The following is a 15882-nucleotide window of genomic DNA, read 5'->3' on the forward strand; positions in this document are numbered from 1 at the left end:
CTGCGTCTTGATGGGATCGGTCATGCGGTCATGCGGTAATGCGGTCATGCGGTAATGCGGTAAATCGGTGAAACGACGGCTAGTGCGCGGGCGACGAGCGCAGTCCACCGTTCATGGCCGTAGGCTCGGTGCGTTCGCGAGCCATCACGAACACCACCGCGGCGGCGATCAGGTCGAACACGGCCAGCACCACGAACAGCGGGCTGTAGCCAATCTGCGTGACCGCCAGGCCGAACAGCAGCGTGAACAGCGTGGCACCCAGGTAGCCGGTCATGCCGGCCAGTCCGGTGGCGGTGGCCACTTCGTTCTTGCCGAAGACATCGGAAGTGATCGAGTACAACGCGCCCGACAGCGTCTGGTGCGCAAAGCCACCCACGCACAGCAGCGCGATTGCCGTGTACGGGCTATCCACCAGGCCCACGCAGGCCGGCCCGATCATCGCCAGGCAGCCCACCAGCATTACCAGCTTGCGCGACGTGAACAGCGAGACTTTCAGATGCTTGTGGAACCACGGGCTCAGGTAGCCGCCCAGCACGCAGCCAATATCTGCCGCCAGGAACGGCAGCCATGCGAACATCGCGATCTCCTTGATGTTCATATGGCGCTCGGTGGCCATGTAGAGCGGAATCCAGGCATTGAAGGTCTGCCATGCCGGCTCGGACAGGAAGCGCGGAATCGCGATCGACCAGAAGTTGCGGCCACGCACGATCTGGAGCCAGCTGGCCTTGGGTGCGCTGCCATCCTTGTGCAGCGCTTCCTGGCCGGACAGGATGTATTCGCGCTCCTCTTCGGACAGGCGTTTCTGCTGTTTCGGATGCTTGTAGAACAGCGCCCACAGCAGGGTCCACGCCACGCCGAGCACGCCGACCACCACGAACGACAGCTTCCAGCCGCCATGCAGGATGGTCCAGACCACCAGCGGCGGTGCGCACAACGCACCGATCGAGGAGCCGATATTGAACCAGCCAATGGCGACCGAGCGTTCCTTGGCCGGAAACCACTCGGTGGTTGCCTTCACACCGCCGGGAATGCCGGCCGCCTCGGTCAGCCCAAGCAGGCCACGGAAGAACGCCATGCCTTGCCAGCCGGTAGCCAGTGCGGCTGCCGCGCAGGCCAGCGACCACGCCAGCGCAAAGATGCCGAAGCCGAGCTTGGTGCCGACGGCATCGAGTATCAGGCCGGCAACCGGTTGCATCAGCGCATAGCAGACCTGCCACGCCACCACGATGTAGGAATACTGCTGCGTGCTCATCTGCAGCTCGGTCATCATGGTCGGGGCGGCCACCGACAGCGTATTGCGCGCCAGGTAGTTGACGATCAGGCCCATCGTGACCAGGCTGACCATCCACCAGCGCATGCCCTTGATTCGTTTCATGTTGTCTCCTCGTTGCCTTGTGTTCGCGTGTATTTGTGTGATGCGGGGTTCAGCGTGGCGGCCGGTTCTCCGGCGCGGTGTAGTCGATGCTGGCAAAGCCGCCGCCCTGGTGCTGGCGTGCAATGGCGTCGAGCGGATCAGGCAGCGCGAGGATCGCCTCGGCAAACTCCTCGGCGTTCTGGCGCGGCCGATACTGCAGGCGTGCCGCGCCACTGTTGTCCCAGTAATTGCGGGTATTGGCGGACACGCCCCATACGACGATAAAGCCCAGGTCCGGCACCGTGATCGCCTGTTCGATCAGGTGCAGCAGGTCGTCATGGCCGAGCCACGTGCTCAGGTGGCGCGGCTCCTGCGGCTGTTCGACACAGCTGCCGATACGGATGCAGACGGTCTCGATGCCGTGTTTGTCCCAGTAGAGGCGGGCCATGCCTTCGCCCCACATCTTGCTCAGGCCATAGAAGCCATCGGGACGGAACTCGCAATCGGTGTCCAGCCTCTCGGTCACGGGATACATGCCGATCGCGTGATTGGAGCTGGCAAAGATCACGCGCCGCACGCGCTGGCGTCGCGCGCCTTCGTAGACCTCGTACAGCGCGCGCAGGTTGTTGTCGATGATTTCCGGCAACGGGCGCTCTACGCTGGTGCCAGCCATATGAATCAATACGTCCACGCCCTGCAGCAAGCGGTCGACTACGGCCGGGTCGCGCAGGTCGCCGTGCATGACTTCCTCGTTGTCAGCCAGCGGTGTCAGCGGGGTAGTGTTGCCGGCCGAGCGCAGGCGGTAGCCGCGCGTAGGCAGGGCGGAGCGCAGCACCTTGCCCAACTGGCCGCCTGCGCCGCTCAATGCAATTCTGGTCACCATAAGAACTCCGGGAATGTCTTTATCCAACTGCCGGAGATTTATGCGACGTCGTACAACGTGTAACGCATGATTAGTCCGACAACTTCTTGATTAAGTCCGGCAACTTTGGTTCGATTCGTCCATGAAGTCAACGAACATACGGCTCATTTGGGGTATACCCCGGTGTAAAAGTGTCGCATTCGGCTTATTTAGTGACGTACGATGACTTTATTGTAATGAAGGGAATCAGGCGCGCGCAGTATGGTAGTGTGACAACTTCAACAAGTTGCCAGGCACCACTGGTACACCGGCACCACCGGCATCAACCAATCGACAGGGGAATAACGCTTGGACGACATCGTATTGACAGCAGCCGACAGCCCGAGCCGATCGGAACAGGTCTGCAAGCTGATCATCGCGGCAATTCTTCGTGGGGAGTTCGCCGCGGACCAGAAGTTGCCCACCGAAGTCGACCTCGCCAATCGCTATGCGGTATCGCGTACCACCGTGCGCGAGGCGCTGTCGCGGCTACGCTCGGAAGGCATCGTGGTGTCGCGCCGCGGCTCGGGCAGCTTTATCCAGCGCATGCCGGCGCGCGGCCAGCCGAGCGGGCCGCAGATCGAGAGCATTGCCGATATCGAGCAGTACTACGCGTTTCGCATGTGCGTGGAGGTGGGCGCGGCGGAGCTGGCGGCGCGGATGCGCAGCGATGCCGATCTCGCCACCATCCGCGCGGCCTGCCAGGCACTGGACCGCGCGCAGCACAGCGGCGCGATGGGGGTAGAGGAAGACCTGCAGTTGCACCTGTCTATCGCGCGTGCGTCGCACAATGCGTTCTTTGTCTCGACCATCGAGCATGCGCTCGGGCCGATCCGACAGTGCATGGAACTGGCCCGCAATCTTGGGCAGGCCCGTATCGCCGCACGTTTCGAGGTGGTGCAGGCCGAGCATAACGCGATCATCGATGCCATCGTCGCGCAGGCGCCGGCAGACGCGTCGCTGGCGATGCGTCGCCATATCGAGAATGCGCGGCGGCGGATTTTCGAGGGCGGCTAGACGTCGATCGCGGAACTCGACTGCAATTGCCGGCGCAGCTCGAACTTCTGGATCTTGCCGGTCGAGGTCTTGGGTAGCGGCCCGAAGTAGACCGCCTTGGGCACCTTGAAACCGGCCAGCAGCGTGCGGCAATGCGCGATGATCTCTTCGGCCGTGACGCTGGCCCCTTCCTTCAGTTCAACGAACGCGCACGGGGTCTCGCCCCACTTGGCGTCGGGCTGCGCCACCACGGCGGCGGCCATCACGGCAGGGTGACGATAGATCGCGTCTTCCACTTCCACGCTGGAAATGTTCTCGCCGCCCGAGATGATGATGTCCTTGCTGCGGTCCTTGATCTTGATATAGCCATCGGGCATCAGCACGCCAAGGTCGCCGGTATGGAACCAGCCGCCCGCGAACGCCTCGCGCGTGGCCTTGTCGTTCTTGAGGTAGCCCTTCATGCAGATGTTGCCGCGGAACATGATCTCGCCAATGGTCTCGCCGTCGCGCGGCACCTGCTGCATCGTATCGGGATCGAGCACTGTGACGCCGGACTGCAGGTGATAGCGCACGCCCTGGCGCGCCTTCAGCACCGCACGTTCCTCCATCGACAAGGTGTTCCAGTCGTCCTGCTCGGCGCATGCCGCGGCCGGGCCATAGACTTCGGTGAGGCCATAGACATGCGACAGTTCGAAGCCCATGGCTTCCATCTGCGCCAGCACGGCCGCCGGGGGCGGGGCGCCGGCCACCATGCCGCGCACCGGTCCGCGCAGGCCCTCGCGCCATGCGGCCGGTGCGCTGACCAGCGCGGTGTGCACGATCGGGGCCGCGCAGTAATGGGTCACGCCCTCCGCGCGCATCAGGTCGAAAACAAGTTTGGGCTCGAACTTGCGCAGGCAGACGTTCACGCCCGCGCGCGCCGCCACGGTCCAGGCAAAACACCAGCCGTTGCAGTGGAACAGCGGTAGTGTCCACAGGTAGACCGGGTGCTTGGCCATATCCCATTCGAGGATGTTGGACACCGCGTTCATGGCCGCACCGCGATGATGGTAGACCACGCCCTTGGGGTCTCCGGTGGTGCCCGAGGTGTAGTTCAGCGCAATCGCATCCCATTCGTCAGCTGGCAACTTCCAGTCATATTCGGGGTCGCCGCCGGCCAGGAAGGTCTCGTAGTCTGTGTCGCCAAACGGTGCGTCTGCTACCGGGCCAAGCGCATCGTCCACGGCGATCACCTTGAGCCCTTGCACCTCCCGGGCAAGCTGGCGCGCCACGTCGGCGAACTCGGTATCGGCCAGCAGCACGCGGGCTTCGCCATGGCGCAGCATGAAGACGAGGTTGGCGGCATCCAGGCGGATATTGAGCGCGTTTAGCACGGCACCGGACATCGGCACACCGAAATGCGCCTCGATCATGGCCGGTGTATTGGGCAGCAGCGCGGCAACCGTATCGCCCTTGCCAACCCCCGCACGGGCCAGCGCACTGGCCAGGCGGCGGCAGCGCGCGTAGGTGTCGCGCCAGTTCTGGCGTACCGGGCCATGCACGATGGCCAGCCGGTGGCCATAGACTTCCGCCGCACGGGCAATAAAGTCGAGCGGCGTCAGGGGCACGAAGTTGGCCGGATTGCGGGCCAGTCCGGTGTCGTAGTCGGTCGGCATGAAGCTGTCTCCTCTGAGGATCCTGGTGGATTCGTGATGTGTTGTTGGCCACACGCTATCATTGCGCGACAGGCCAACACTGTCGTCCGGATGACAGAGCTGGCGCAACCTGAACTTCGCCAAGTCCCCGAGCCACATGAACGCCCACGCAGTGCTTGAGCAACACGACTGGTATCGTGCGCTGGCTCCCATGCATCAGGAGCTTGCCGCGTCAGGCACCGTGGTGCGCACGTTTCCGGCCGATACCTATATCGCGCGGCGCGGCGAATACTCGCGCTACTGGATTGGCGTTGACGCGGGGCTGATCAAGCTGGCGGTCTACACGCCGGATGGGCGCGGCTGCACGTTCTGTGGCGTGCCCGCCGGCGGCTGGTGCGGCGAGGGAAGTGTCATCAAGCGCGAGGAGCGGCGCTACGATGTGATCGCGATCCGCGAATCGCGGGTGCTGCTGGTGCCCGAAGCGCTCTTCAATACGCTCTTGACCGACAGCCTGCCATTTGCCGGCTATGTGGTGCGGCAACTGAATGAACGCATGGGCCAGTTCATTGCCATGGTGCAGAATGATCGGCTGCTGGGCGCCGATGCGCGCGTGGCGCAGGCCATCGCGCAATTGTTCCACCCGGCGCTGTACCCGAAGACCAGCGCGGTGCTGGAGCTGTCGCAGGAGGAAATCGGCCTGCTGACGGGTTTGTCGCGCCAGCGCGTCAACCAGGCGTTGCGCAGGCTCGAAGGCGAGGGCATGGTCGGGCTGTCTTACCAGACCATTCGCGTGACGGATCTGGAAGCGCTGCGCAGGTTCGGCATGTCGGAGTTGTAGAATCACGGTCTGGCTTCCCCTCTGCGCAATTCAGTCCCCCATGCACCAGCTGTCCAGCATCTCGGCAATCTCCCTCGACCTTGACGATACTTTGTGGGCTTTCGGGCCAGCCGTGGTGCGTGCCGAGCAGACCCTGCACGACTGGCTGCTGGCACAGGCACCGCGCACATCGGGCCTGCTGACTTCGCCGCAGGTGCTGGGCGAGTTGCGCACGCGCTTCGAGGCCACACGGCCCGACCTGTCGCACAACCTGCGGGAACTGCGGCTCGGCTCGATCCGCATGGCGCTGGAACTGTCGGGCGAGGATCCGCTGCTGGCACAGGCTGCCTACGACGTGTTCTTCGCCGCACGCCAGCGCGTGGATTTCTTCGAGGATGCCTTCCCCGCATTGCAGTGGCTCAGCGAGCGTTTTCCATTGGTGGCGGTGTCCAATGGCAACGCCAGCCTCAAGGTAACCGGTGGGCACCATTTCTTTCGCGCCGCGCTGAATCCGGAAAGCGCCGGCTTTGCCAAGCCCGATGCGGCGATGTTCCACGCCGCGGCGCAAGCGGTCGGATGCCGGCCCGAACAGATGCTCCATGTCGGCGACGATGCGGACCTCGATGTGGTGGGTGCACTTGCGGCAGGTGCGCAGGCGGCGTGGGTGGTACGTTCCGACAACGCGGAAGCTGCACGTTGGGCGCGTAATAGCCCGGCGCCGCACCTGATTGTGCGGGACCTTTACGCGCTGTGTCGTGCCATCGATCCGTCCTGCCCTGCAGCGCGGGCGATGCCGGCAAGGCCGCTGCAGTGAGCGGCCCGCAGCAGGGCACATCATCCCGGGTCGGCTGGTTGCTGGTCATCGCCACGGCGGTGGGCTGGGGCTTTGGCTGGCCGGCGATGAAGATCCTGATTCACGATTGGCCGGCCCTGTTCGCTCGCGGCTCGGCCGGCGTGCTGGCCGCCGTCGGGCTGGCGCTCACGGCCATCCTGCGCAAGGAAAGCCTGCGGCTACCGCGTGGGCTGGCCGGCCGGTTGTTGCTCACGGCGTCGATCAATGTATTTGCCTGGATGGGATTCACGGCGCTGTCGCTGCGCTGGCTCCACGTGTCGGAGGCCGCGCTGCTGACCTACACGCTGCCGATCTGGACCACGATGCTCGCATGGCCGGTGCTCGGTGAGCGACCCGCGCGGCAAAGCATCGTGGCATTGTGCCTGGGCATCGCCGGGCTGGCATTGCTGGTGGGTGGCAATGTTGGTGGCATCGTGCACAAGCTTCCAGGCATTGTGTTCGCACTGTCCGCAGCGTTGCTGTTTGCGCTGGGCGCCGTCACGTCGCGCCGTCCGATTGCCATGCCGCCGATCGCACTCAGTGCATGGTTGATCGGGCTGGGCTCGCTGATGATGGTGGCAATCGGCATCGCGACCGAACGTCCCGATCCGTCATTGCTGACGCCAACCGGCGCAGGTGCGTTGATCTATATGGCGGTGGGGCCGATGGCGCTGTGCTATCTGGCGTGGTTCGGCGCGCTGAAACGCGTACCGGCCGGCTCCGCGTCAGCCGGCTTGCTGCTGGTGCCGGTGATCGGCACGGTCTCCGCCGCATTCATGCTGGGCGAGCCGCTCGGACCACGGGTGGTCACGGCATTGGCGATCACCCTCGGCGGCGTGGCCCTCGAACTGCATCGCAGCACCCGGGCCATGCGCGCAGAGTGCTGACGGTTCAGTCTTCGGTTTTTTCAGGGGGGACGGCCTTGCCGAGCAGCTTGCCAAGCAGCCCGTTCTTGCTGGCGGCCAACTGGCGCTGGTTCTTCGGCGCGGAACCCGCCCGGTTGGCGCCCGCCTGCTTCATGCTGTTGGTCAGCTTCAGGCCCTTGTTCTTTTCCAGGTCGGTTTTCTTCACGACATCATTCCGTTGGTTAAGGGCGGCATTGTACTCAGGTGTGGCGGGGTCCGGGAGCCCGGCGACACCTCCACGCAAATCAATCCTCCCCCTTCACCGCCTTCTTCGTCGCGTAATACCCGCGTTTGGTGGTGTCCGCCACCGCGTGGCCGGCTGCCTTGGCGCCGTGTCCAACCGTGCGTGCCGCATCGGCCACTGCATGGCCGGTTTTCCGGCCGGCTTCCTTGACGCCTTCCTTGAACGCATGGGCGTCGGATGCCACGCTGGCGTGCGCCAACGGGCTCATGGCGGCCGTGGCGGCTACGGCAAGGGCGATGATTGCGGTTCGGATCTGCATTTGAGGTCTCATCCGAGTCTGTTTCACGTGCGGCCATTGTAACCATGCCCGCGCCCGGGCATCCCGGGCGCGGGCGCGGCTTGTCAACGCGGGGCGGGGCCCGGTTCGGTGATCGCGCTGTAGACCAGCGTGCGCAACTGGCGGCGTACCGGGTAGGCCGAAGAGGGCAGCAACTGGGTCAGGAACAGGCCAATCAGGTCTTCGCGCGGGTCGACCCAGAAGAACGTGCTGGCCGCACCGCCCCAGAAGAAGTCGCCCGCGCTGCCGGGAATCAACGTGCTGGCCGGTGCAATGGTGGTTGCAAAGCCCAGGCCGAAGCCCACGCCTTCGTAGGTAGCCTCGCTGAACATCGAGCGCGACATGCGCGGCAAGTCGACCCCGCCCGGCAGGTGGTTGGCCGTCATTAACGCCAGCGTCTTGGGACCCAGCAACCGTACACCATCGAGTTCGCCGCCATTGAGCAGCATGCGGGCAAAACGCATGTAGTCGGCGGCCGTCGAGACCAGACCGCCGCCGCCGGACAGGAAGCCCGGTGGCTTCAGGTACGGGCTGGTTTGCGGATCGTCCTGCAGCATCGGGCCGCGTTGCGAGATCACCTTCGAGCCCAGTGCACCGATGGCATAGCACGCGCAGAAACGGTCGGCCTTGTGTTCGGGCACATGGAAACCGGTATCGACCATGCTCAGTGGGTCGAAGATCCGCTGCTTCAGGAACGCGTCGAACGACATGCCGCTGATCTTGCCGACCAGGTAGCCGAGCACATCGGTGGCTACCGAGTAGTTCCAGGCTTCACCGGGCGAGAACTCGAGCGGTAGCGTGGCCAGCTTGGCGATCATGTCGTCGAGCGTACCTTCGGTGGCCAGTTCGCCGAGCTTCAGCTTGCGGTAGGCCGCGTCGACATTGCTGTTCTGCTGGAAGCCATAGGTCAGGCCGGAGGTGTGGCGCAGCAGGTCGACCACCAGCATCGGTCGGGCGGGGGCACGGGTCTGGAAGCTCTCCATGAAGCCGCCCGCGAACACGCCAAGGTTCTCCCACTCGGGAATGTACTTGCTGACCGGGTCGTCGAGCGCGATCTTGCATTCCTCCATCAGCATCATGATGGCCACCGACGTGATTGGCTTGGTCATCGAGTAGATGCGGAAGATGGAATCCTCGGCCAGCGGTACCTGGCGCTCACGGTCGGCCATGCCCAGTACCGCGTTCACGGCCAGTTCGCCACGCCGCCACACCTGGACCAGCGCGCCGGGCAGCTTGCCCGTGGCGACATAGTTCTGGTCGACAAAGCGTCCGATCCGGTCCAGCCGTTCCCGCGACATTCCCTGCGTGTCTTGCATATCCGTGCCTCCGTGCTGTGTTGGCTGTCAGGGCCCGGTCGCAATCACGCCATGCACGTGGCTCACGCGGAAGGTTCGCGTGTGCTCCACGGCAGCAGCCGGCGCCAGGGCCATCCCAATGTCATGCCGGCGGCGGCCAGCAGGATCAACGCCGCACCGCCGACTTGCGACAGGTGCAGGTGATGCCCGAATGCGAGCCGGTCCACCAGAATGGCCACGATAGGATAAATGAACGACAGCGCGCCTGTCAGGTGAGTGGGCAGTTTCTGGATCGCGCCATACAACAGGATGTACATCAGGCCGGTATGGATAACGCCCATGGTGGCCAGCGTGCCCCAGGTCGTGGCGCCAGCCGGCAGGTCCGCCTGCACGGCCATGGGCAGCAGCATGACGGCACCTACCAGCACGTGGATCATGGCAATCAGGTGCGGCGGCACGCCTTTGAGTTGCTTGGCGATCAGCGCGGCCAGTGCGTAGAAGAATGCCGCGCCCAGTGCCAGCGCGATGCCCAGCAGGTAGTTGCCATTTACGCTGCCCCCATCGGGTTTGGCCTGCACGATCAGCAACATGCCCAGGAAGGCCAGCACCAGCCACGACACCTTGGCCACGGAGAGGCGTTCCCCGAGGAAGAGCGCACCCAGGGCCACCAGCATGAACGGTTGGGTGTTGTAGACCGCGGTGGCAATCGAGATCGACGCCCCCGAGTAGGCCGAGAACAACAGCAGCCAGTTGGCGACGATGGCTACGCCGCCGGCCACGGCCAGTAGCGCCTGGCGTAGCGTGATGCCGCCGGGCCGCAGGTAACCCCGCATGGCACAGACCGGTATCAGTACCAGCGCACCAAACGCGCAGCGCCAGAACACGACCTGTGTGACAGGGCGCCCCGATACCACCACCAGCCAGCCAATGGTGCCCGAGATCACCATTGCCGCCACCATCTCCAGCATGCCCCGCGTTCTGTCTTCCACGGCCTGTCTCCTGCAAACGAGGGTTGCAGTTTAAGCGTTACGGCCTACAATCCACAGTCGAAAGTAAAGGTGATATGCGCTTTTTTCAGATTTTTATCAGGCAGAACCATGGAAATACCTTATGTCGCTCGATGATCTCGATCGCCGAATCCTGGCGCTGCTGGAGCGGGATGGCCGCATGCCGGTAAAGACGCTGGCCGAGCAGGTCGGGCTGTCGGCGCCGGGCGCGTCCGAACGGTTGCGCCGTCTCGAGGATCGCGGCGTGATCCGTGGCTTTACCGTCGATGTGGAGCCGCGCGCGATGGGCTTTTCCATGCAGGCCATCGTTCGTATCAAGCCGTTGCCCGGCAAGCTCCACGCGGTGCAGAAGCTGATCGAGGGCATTCCCGAGTTTGCCGAGTGCGACAAGGTCACCGGCGATGACTGTTTTATCGGCCGGCTCTACCTGCGCTCGATCGAACATCTGGACCATATTCTCGAACAGATCACCGACATGGCCGAGACCAGTTCGGCCATCGTCAAGTCACAGCCAGTCAGGCGGCGCCTGCCACCGCTGTAGGCAGTAGGGAAGCAGCAACCACCGGTTTCAGGCGACAAAACTTTGGTGCGGTGCAGAGTGACATGACGGCGGCTGGCCATCTATAAGCGGCCTGTAAATCATCTGATTCGGCATACACCACAGTTTCATTCCGCAAAACCGTAGCGATTCAGGAGCCTGCATGACCCCCACTCGCACGCTGTCGATGTTGTTGCTGTCCGTGCCGCTGCTGGCCGCCGCCCCCGCCATCCACGCGCAGCCCTGGCCGGGCAAGCCGATCCGGATGGTGGTGCCTTATCCTCCGGGCGGTCCCACCGACATCGTTGCGCGGGTCATCGGGCAGAAGCTTGCGGAACGGCTGGGCCAGCCGATCGTGGTCGACAACCGTCCTGGCGCGGGCGGCAATATCGGGGCCGACGCCGTGGCCAAGTCCGCGCCCGACGGCTACACGCTGCTGGTGGCCACCACCGCGCATGCGATCAACATGACGCTGTTCTCAAAGCCGGGCTACAGCACGCGAAACGACTTTGCGCCGGTCTCGATGCTGACCAGCGGGCCCCTCGTGCTGGTGACCGCGCCGTCCACGCCGGCCAACAACGTCGGTGAACTGATCGCGGTGGCCAAGGCCAATCCGGGCAAGGTCACGTTTGCGAGTTCCGGCAATGGACAGTCCACGCACCTGGCCGCGGAGTTGTTCGACAGCATGGCCAGCGTGCGCATGACCCATGTCCCGTACAAGGGCAGCGCGCCGGCATTGACCGACGTGATGGCCGGACAGGCCACGGTAATGTTCGACACCATGCTCTCGGCAATGCCATTCGTGCGCGACGGCAAGCTACGTGCACTGGCCGTGACCAGCGCCACGCGTTCCCCCGCCGCACCGGATATCCCGACCATTGCGCAAGCCGGGTTGCCGGGCTACGAGGCCACTGCATGGAATGCACTGCTGGTACCGGCCGGCACGCCGCCGGCCGTGATCGGCAAGCTCAGCGATGCGTTGAAGGCGGTACTGACCGAGGACGAGGTGCGCGCGCGTTTTGCCACGCAGGGGTTTGCGGCAAGCTGGACATCGCCTGTCGATACCGGCCAGTTCCTGGCCCGCGAGATCGACAAATGGGGCAAGGTGGTAAAGGCTTCGGGCGCGACGATCGATTGATTTGCTGTCGGGCGCCGACCTGACGCCGACCCGCTTTCATCAAGCGGTCTTTACGATCCCTTACATTCCTGACGCGCGGCATGTGTAACATTGCGCGCTTTGCCCCGTGCCGCCGCCGGGGCATGCCCTGATCTTTTCGGCAATGTCTGGACATCCGAACGTGTCAGCTGGTCCCGTGGATAGGACCAGCTGGTTCCATTGAGTGACCCGCCGACGGGGCATAGAGTCCGATTTAACCCCCATATCCAGAAAAGCGGCGGAGACAACGATGTCAATCAGTCGAAGAAAAGCCCTGGCCGGCGCAGTGCTGGCCATGTTTGCAACATTGGCCGCGCCATTGCAGGCGGCGGCCCAGGACAAGCCGATCACGATCGTGGTGGGCAGTCCGGCAGGTGGCACCACCGATGCGCTGGCGCGCCTGATCGCCCGTTCGATGGGCGATACGTTGCACCGTACGGTCGTGGTGGACAACAAGCCCGGTGCGGGCGGCAATATTGCCGCGCAGTATGTGGCACGCAGCACGCCCGATGGCAGCACGCTGCTGATGAGTTTCACCGGCCATACCATCAACGCCACGCTTTACAAGAACCTGCCGTTCGATCCGGTAAAGGACTTCACGCCGATCACGATGGTGGCGCGCGTGCCCAGCGTGCTGGTAGCGCGCAAGAACGTGCCGTTCGATACCACGGCCGGCCTGATCGACTATGCGAAGCGCAATCCGGGCAAGCTCACGTTTGCGATTGGCGCGCAGGGCTCGTCGCTGCATCTGGCCAGCGAGCAGTTCAAGCTGCAGACCGGTACCGACATCGTAAACATTCCCTACAAGGGTACCAATCCGGCGCTGACCGATCTGCTCGGCGGCACCGTGGACCTGATGTTCGCGAGCACCGTCAACGTGCTGCCGCATGTGAAGTCGGGCACCTTGAAATTCCTCGGTGTCAGCAGCAAGGACGCGCTTCCGCAGTTTCCGGGCGTGCCGCCGATCGGCAAGACGGTCAAGGGTTTCGAGTCGTCGGCGTGGTTCGGCCTGTTTGGTCCCGCGAAACTGCCGCAGGCCGTTACCGACCAGCTGTACCGCGCGGTGAAGATTGCCGTCGAGGACCCGGCTTACAAGCAGCGCATGGAGACCGAAGCCGCCACGGCGGTGAGCATGACGCCGCAGGCGTTCGCACAGTTCGTGCGTAGTGATATTCAGCACTGGGCCAAGGTGATCCAGGCCTCCGGTACGAAGGTGGAGTAAAGCAGCATGGGCAGGACATTGGCGCAGAAGTTGTTGGCCAGGGCATCGGGCAGGGCGGAGGTCTCACCCGGCGAGATCGTGACGTGCCGCGTGGACCTGGCGATGATGCATGACTCGGGCGGTCCGCGCCGTGTGAAACCGATGCTGGAAAAGCTCGGCGCAAAGGTGTGGAACCCCGACAAGGTAGTGGTCGTCACCGATCACTACGTGCCCGCGCATGACCCCGACAGCCGCAAGATCGTGCAGATTGCGCGCGATTGGGTAAAAGACGAAGGCGTGACGCGCTTCCATGACATGGAAGGCATCTGCCATGTGGTCGTGCCGCAGAAGGGCTACCTGCGGCCCGGCATGTTCGCGGTGGGCGGCGACAGCCATTCATCCACTGGCGGCGCGTTCGGAGCCTATATGTTCGGCATCGGCGCCACCGAGATGCTCGGCGTGCTGGTCACGGGCGAGATCTGGGTGCGCGTACCGCAGACCATCCGCATGCAATGGCATGGCAAGCTCGGCGCAGGCGTCTCTGCCAAGGACATGATGTTGCGCATGTGTACGCAGTTTGGCATGGATGGCGGTCAGTACCAGGCCGTGGAGTACACGGGTAAGGCGGTGGCCGCGCTGTCGATGCAGGAACGGATGACGTTGTCGAACATGACCGCCGAGCTTGGCGCACAGGTGGGGCTGGTGGCGCCCGACGCCACCACGCGCGACTGGTTGCTGGCAGCCGGTGTGCCGGCCGAAGCGATCGACGTGGATGCCTGGCAGTCCGATGCCGATGCCGAATGCCTGGCCGTGCATGAGTTCGATGCGGCCACGCTGGCGCCGCAGGTTTCGCGTCCGCATACGCCGGCCAACGCCGACGACGTCGATGCGTTCGACAAGGTCGGCATCGACATTGCCTATATCGGCGCGTGCACCGGCGCCAAGCTCGAAGACCTGCGCATGGCCGCCGAAGTATTGCGTGGTCAGCGCGTGGCAAATGGCACGCGCCTGCTGGTGGCGCCTGCCAGTGCCGCCGACCAGATGCGCGCCGCGCAAGAGGGCACCCTGGCCGTGCTGTCCGATGCCGGTGCCGAACTGCTGCCCAACGCCTGTGGTGCATGTGCGGGCTACGGTGAACATCGCTTTGGCGAAGATAGCGTGGTCATCAGCGCCACGGCACGCAATTTCAAGGGACGCATGGGCGCAGCATCGTCACAGGTTTATCTCGGTTCGCCTTATACCGTGGCGGCGTCGGCCATTGCCGGGCGCATTGCCGATCCGCGCGAGGTACTCGCATGAGCGCGGTCATGAATGTTGACGTGAGTGCTGACATGAGTGCCGTCGCAAATAACTTCACCGGCCGCGCCTGGGTGTTTGGCGACGATATCAATACCGACCTGCTGGCGCCGGGTGCCTATATGAAGTTTGGCATCGACGAGATCGCGCGCCATTGCATGGAAGCGGTGGACCCGTCGTTTGCCGCCAACGTGCGCCCTGGCGACATCGTCTTTGGCGGCCGTAATTTTGGTGCCGGTTCGTCCCGAGAACAGGCCGTGGAGGTGCTGCGCCACCTGGGCGTGGTGGCCGTGGTGGCGCCGTCGTTCGCCGGCCTGTTCTATCGCAATGGTTTCAATCTCGGCCTGCCGCTGCTGACATGCACGGCGCCAGCTACCAATGCAGTCGCCAATGGCCAGCGCGCAGGCTGCGATATCGATGCCGCGCAGGTATTTGTGGAAGGGGCTGCCACAATGCAATGCGAGCCAATTCCGCCGCATCTGGTCGCCATGATCCGCGATGGCGGACTGGTGCCACACCTGGCGCGCAAGATCGCGGCAGGGCAACTCACCGTCAACGAGGAAGTGCAATGACACTCAAGCAGCGCCTGCAAGGCACCGGCATCATCACCGCGCCGGGCGTCTACGACGCGTTCTCGGCCTTGCTGGTCGAACAGGCCGGATTCAACGCCGCATACCTGTCTGGCGCCAGTATTGCCTATACGCGGTTCGGACGTCCCGACATCGGTTTCCTGTCGCTCGACGACGTGGCAGCCGTGACGCGCAGCATTCGTGAACGTTGCCTGACGCTGCCGCTGATCGTGGATGCCGATACCGGCTTTGGCAATGCGCTGAACGTGATGCAGACCGTCCGCGTACTGGAACGCGCCGGCGCCACCGCGATCCAACTCGAAGACCAGGGCAGCCCCAAGCGCTGCGGCCATCTCGATGGCAAATCGGTGATCAGCGCCTCCGAGATGGCTGGAAAGATCCGAGCCGCTTGCGACGCGCGGCGTGATGACAATACGCTGATCATCGCCCGCACCGATGCGGTGGCCGTGGAAGGCATGGAAGCCGCATTGGCGCGCGCTGAACAGTATGCCGAGGCCGGTGCCGACGTACTGTTCGTGGAGGCATTGCGCAGCCGCGAGGATATGGATGCGGCCATCGCCCGCCTTGGCAAGCGCGCGCCGTTGCTGGTCAATATGGTGGAGGGTGGCAAGACGCCGGTACTGCCGGCGGCGGAGCTCGAGGAAATCGGCTTCCGCATCGTGATCTTCCCGGGCGGTACCGTGCGCGCGCTGAGCTTCGCGCTGCAGGATTACCTGGCCAGCCTTCATGCGAACGGCACCACCACGCCATACCTCGACAAGATGCTGTCGTTCCAGGCGCTCAACAGTGTCATTGGCACGCCAGAGATGCTGGCGTTGGGTAAGCAGTACGAGTAACGG

The 15882-nt window shown here is 64.0% G+C and carries 17 protein-coding genes; 10 read left to right on the forward strand and 7 right to left on the reverse strand.

Annotated elements, in window-relative coordinates; all coding sequences use genetic code 11:
• Positions 1–79: 79 nt before the first annotated feature.
• Together ACO550_RS07645 and ACO550_RS07650 are read right to left on the reverse strand one after the other, a co-directional pair.
• Positions 80–1375, reverse strand: coding sequence for an MFS transporter (locus ACO550_RS07645; protein ID WP_315591450.1), 1296 nt, complete (start codon positions 1373–1375; stop codon positions 80–82).
• A 49-nt stretch (positions 1376–1424) separates the two neighbouring features.
• Positions 1425–2234 carry an NAD-dependent epimerase/dehydratase family protein gene (locus ACO550_RS07650; RefSeq protein ID WP_315591662.1) on the reverse strand — a complete coding sequence of 270 codons (810 nt, stop codon included), beginning with the start codon at positions 2232–2234 and terminating at the stop codon, positions 1425–1427.
• Between the two features lie 330 nt (positions 2235–2564).
• On the opposite strand from ACO550_RS07650, the gene ACO550_RS07655 reads away from it, so the two are divergent.
• A complete protein-coding gene (locus ACO550_RS07655; protein ID WP_315591449.1) occupies positions 2565–3272 on the forward strand; it encodes a FadR/GntR family transcriptional regulator in 708 nt (235 codons plus the stop codon).
• Here ACO550_RS07655 and ACO550_RS07660 read toward each other — a convergent pair.
• Positions 3269–4906, reverse strand: a complete 1638-nt coding sequence (locus ACO550_RS07660) for an acyl-CoA synthetase (protein WP_315591448.1) — start codon at positions 4904–4906, stop codon at positions 3269–3271. The genes ACO550_RS07655 and ACO550_RS07660 overlap by 4 nt on opposite strands.
• 136 nt (positions 4907–5042) lie before the next feature.
• Between ACO550_RS07660 and ACO550_RS07665 the strand changes: the two genes are divergently transcribed.
• The 3 genes from ACO550_RS07665 to ACO550_RS07675 are packed head-to-tail and all read left to right on the forward strand — an operon-like array spanning position 5043 to position 7421.
• Positions 5043–5723: a helix-turn-helix domain-containing protein gene (locus tag ACO550_RS07665; protein ID WP_315591447.1), complete on the forward strand. Its 681-nt coding sequence runs from the start codon at positions 5043–5045 to the stop codon at positions 5721–5723.
• 40 nt (positions 5724–5763) lie between these two features.
• Complete coding sequence (locus tag ACO550_RS07670) at positions 5764–6516, forward strand: HAD-IA family hydrolase (RefSeq protein WP_315591446.1); 753 nt, start codon at positions 5764–5766, stop codon at positions 6514–6516.
• The gene (locus ACO550_RS07675) at positions 6513–7421 is read left to right on the forward strand and encodes a DMT family transporter (RefSeq protein ID WP_315591445.1); all 909 of its coding nucleotides are present in this window, start codon (positions 6513–6515) and stop codon (positions 7419–7421) included. The genes ACO550_RS07670 and ACO550_RS07675 overlap by 4 nt, the downstream gene beginning before the upstream one ends.
• A gap of 4 nt (positions 7422–7425) precedes the next feature.
• Here ACO550_RS07675 and ACO550_RS07680 read toward each other — a convergent pair whose 3' ends face one another.
• From ACO550_RS07680 to ACO550_RS07695, 4 genes are all read right to left on the reverse strand, one after another.
• Entirely contained in the window at positions 7426–7605 is a 180-nt protein-coding gene (locus tag ACO550_RS07680) for a hypothetical protein (RefSeq protein ID WP_315591444.1), read from the reverse strand.
• A 79-nt stretch (positions 7606–7684) separates the two neighbouring features.
• Positions 7685–7942, reverse strand: a complete 258-nt coding sequence (locus ACO550_RS07685; RefSeq protein WP_315591443.1) for a hypothetical protein — start codon at positions 7940–7942, stop codon at positions 7685–7687.
• 83 nt (positions 7943–8025) lie between these two features.
• The gene (locus ACO550_RS07690) at positions 8026–9276 is read right to left on the reverse strand and encodes a serine hydrolase (RefSeq protein ID WP_315591442.1); all 1251 of its coding nucleotides are present in this window, start codon (positions 9274–9276) and stop codon (positions 8026–8028) included.
• 62 nt (positions 9277–9338) lie between these two features.
• Positions 9339–10244, reverse strand: a complete 906-nt coding sequence (locus ACO550_RS07695; protein WP_315591441.1) for an EamA family transporter — start codon at positions 10242–10244, stop codon at positions 9339–9341.
• Positions 10245–10365: 121 nt separating this feature from the next.
• Between ACO550_RS07695 and ACO550_RS07700 the strand changes: the two genes are divergently transcribed.
• The 6 genes from ACO550_RS07700 to ACO550_RS07725 all read left to right on the forward strand — a co-directional run bounded on the left by ACO550_RS07700 (position 10366) and on the right by ACO550_RS07725 (position 15879).
• A complete protein-coding gene (locus ACO550_RS07700; RefSeq protein ID WP_315591440.1) occupies positions 10366–10803 on the forward strand; it encodes a winged helix-turn-helix transcriptional regulator in 438 nt (145 codons plus the stop codon).
• Positions 10804–10963: 160 nt separating this feature from the next.
• Positions 10964–11938, forward strand: coding sequence for a tripartite tricarboxylate transporter substrate binding protein (locus tag ACO550_RS07705; RefSeq protein WP_485994522.1), 975 nt, complete (start codon positions 10964–10966; stop codon positions 11936–11938).
• Positions 11939–12206: 268 nt separating this feature from the next.
• Positions 12207–13178, forward strand: a complete 972-nt coding sequence (locus tag ACO550_RS07710; protein ID WP_315591439.1) for a tripartite tricarboxylate transporter substrate binding protein — start codon at positions 12207–12209, stop codon at positions 13176–13178.
• 6 nt (positions 13179–13184) lie between these two features.
• The gene (locus ACO550_RS07715; protein WP_315591438.1) at positions 13185–14456 is read left to right on the forward strand and encodes an aconitase/3-isopropylmalate dehydratase large subunit family protein; all 1272 of its coding nucleotides are present in this window, start codon (positions 13185–13187) and stop codon (positions 14454–14456) included.
• Between the two features lie 32 nt (positions 14457–14488).
• The gene (locus ACO550_RS07720; protein WP_315591437.1) at positions 14489–15025 is read left to right on the forward strand and encodes a LeuD/DmdB family oxidoreductase small subunit; all 537 of its coding nucleotides are present in this window, start codon (positions 14489–14491) and stop codon (positions 15023–15025) included.
• Positions 15022–15879 carry an isocitrate lyase/PEP mutase family protein gene (locus tag ACO550_RS07725; protein WP_315591436.1) on the forward strand — a complete coding sequence of 286 codons (858 nt, stop codon included), beginning with the start codon at positions 15022–15024 and terminating at the stop codon, positions 15877–15879. The genes ACO550_RS07720 and ACO550_RS07725 overlap by 4 nt, the downstream gene beginning before the upstream one ends.
• Positions 15880–15882: the final 3 nt, after the last annotated feature.

The sequence above is a fragment of the Cupriavidus sp. genome (assembly GCF_057315035.1).

Coding starts and splice junctions, on each gene's coding strand:
- ACO550_RS07645 (WP_315591450.1), bottom strand. CDS start 1,375: ATGAAACGAATCAAGGGCATGCGCTGGTGGATGGTCAGCCTGGTCACG.
- ACO550_RS07660 (WP_315591448.1), bottom strand. CDS start 4,906: ATGCCGACCGACTACGACACCGGACTGGCCCGCAATCCGGCCAACTTC.
- ACO550_RS07665 (WP_315591447.1), top strand. CDS start 5,043: ATGAACGCCCACGCAGTGCTTGAGCAACACGACTGGTATCGTGCGCTG.
- ACO550_RS07670 (WP_315591446.1), top strand. CDS start 5,764: ATGCACCAGCTGTCCAGCATCTCGGCAATCTCCCTCGACCTTGACGAT.
- ACO550_RS07685 (WP_315591443.1), bottom strand. CDS start 7,942: ATGCAGATCCGAACCGCAATCATCGCCCTTGCCGTAGCCGCCACGGCC.
- ACO550_RS07690 (WP_315591442.1), bottom strand. CDS start 9,276: ATGCAAGACACGCAGGGAATGTCGCGGGAACGGCTGGACCGGATCGGA.
- ACO550_RS07700 (WP_315591440.1), top strand. CDS start 10,366: ATGTCGCTCGATGATCTCGATCGCCGAATCCTGGCGCTGCTGGAGCGG.
- ACO550_RS07705 (WP_485994522.1), top strand. CDS start 10,964: ATGACCCCCACTCGCACGCTGTCGATGTTGTTGCTGTCCGTGCCGCTG.
- ACO550_RS07710 (WP_315591439.1), top strand. CDS start 12,207: ATGTCAATCAGTCGAAGAAAAGCCCTGGCCGGCGCAGTGCTGGCCATG.
- ACO550_RS07715 (WP_315591438.1), top strand. CDS start 13,185: ATGGGCAGGACATTGGCGCAGAAGTTGTTGGCCAGGGCATCGGGCAGG.
- ACO550_RS07720 (WP_315591437.1), top strand. CDS start 14,489: ATGAGTGCCGTCGCAAATAACTTCACCGGCCGCGCCTGGGTGTTTGGC.
- ACO550_RS07725 (WP_315591436.1), top strand. CDS start 15,022: ATGACACTCAAGCAGCGCCTGCAAGGCACCGGCATCATCACCGCGCCG.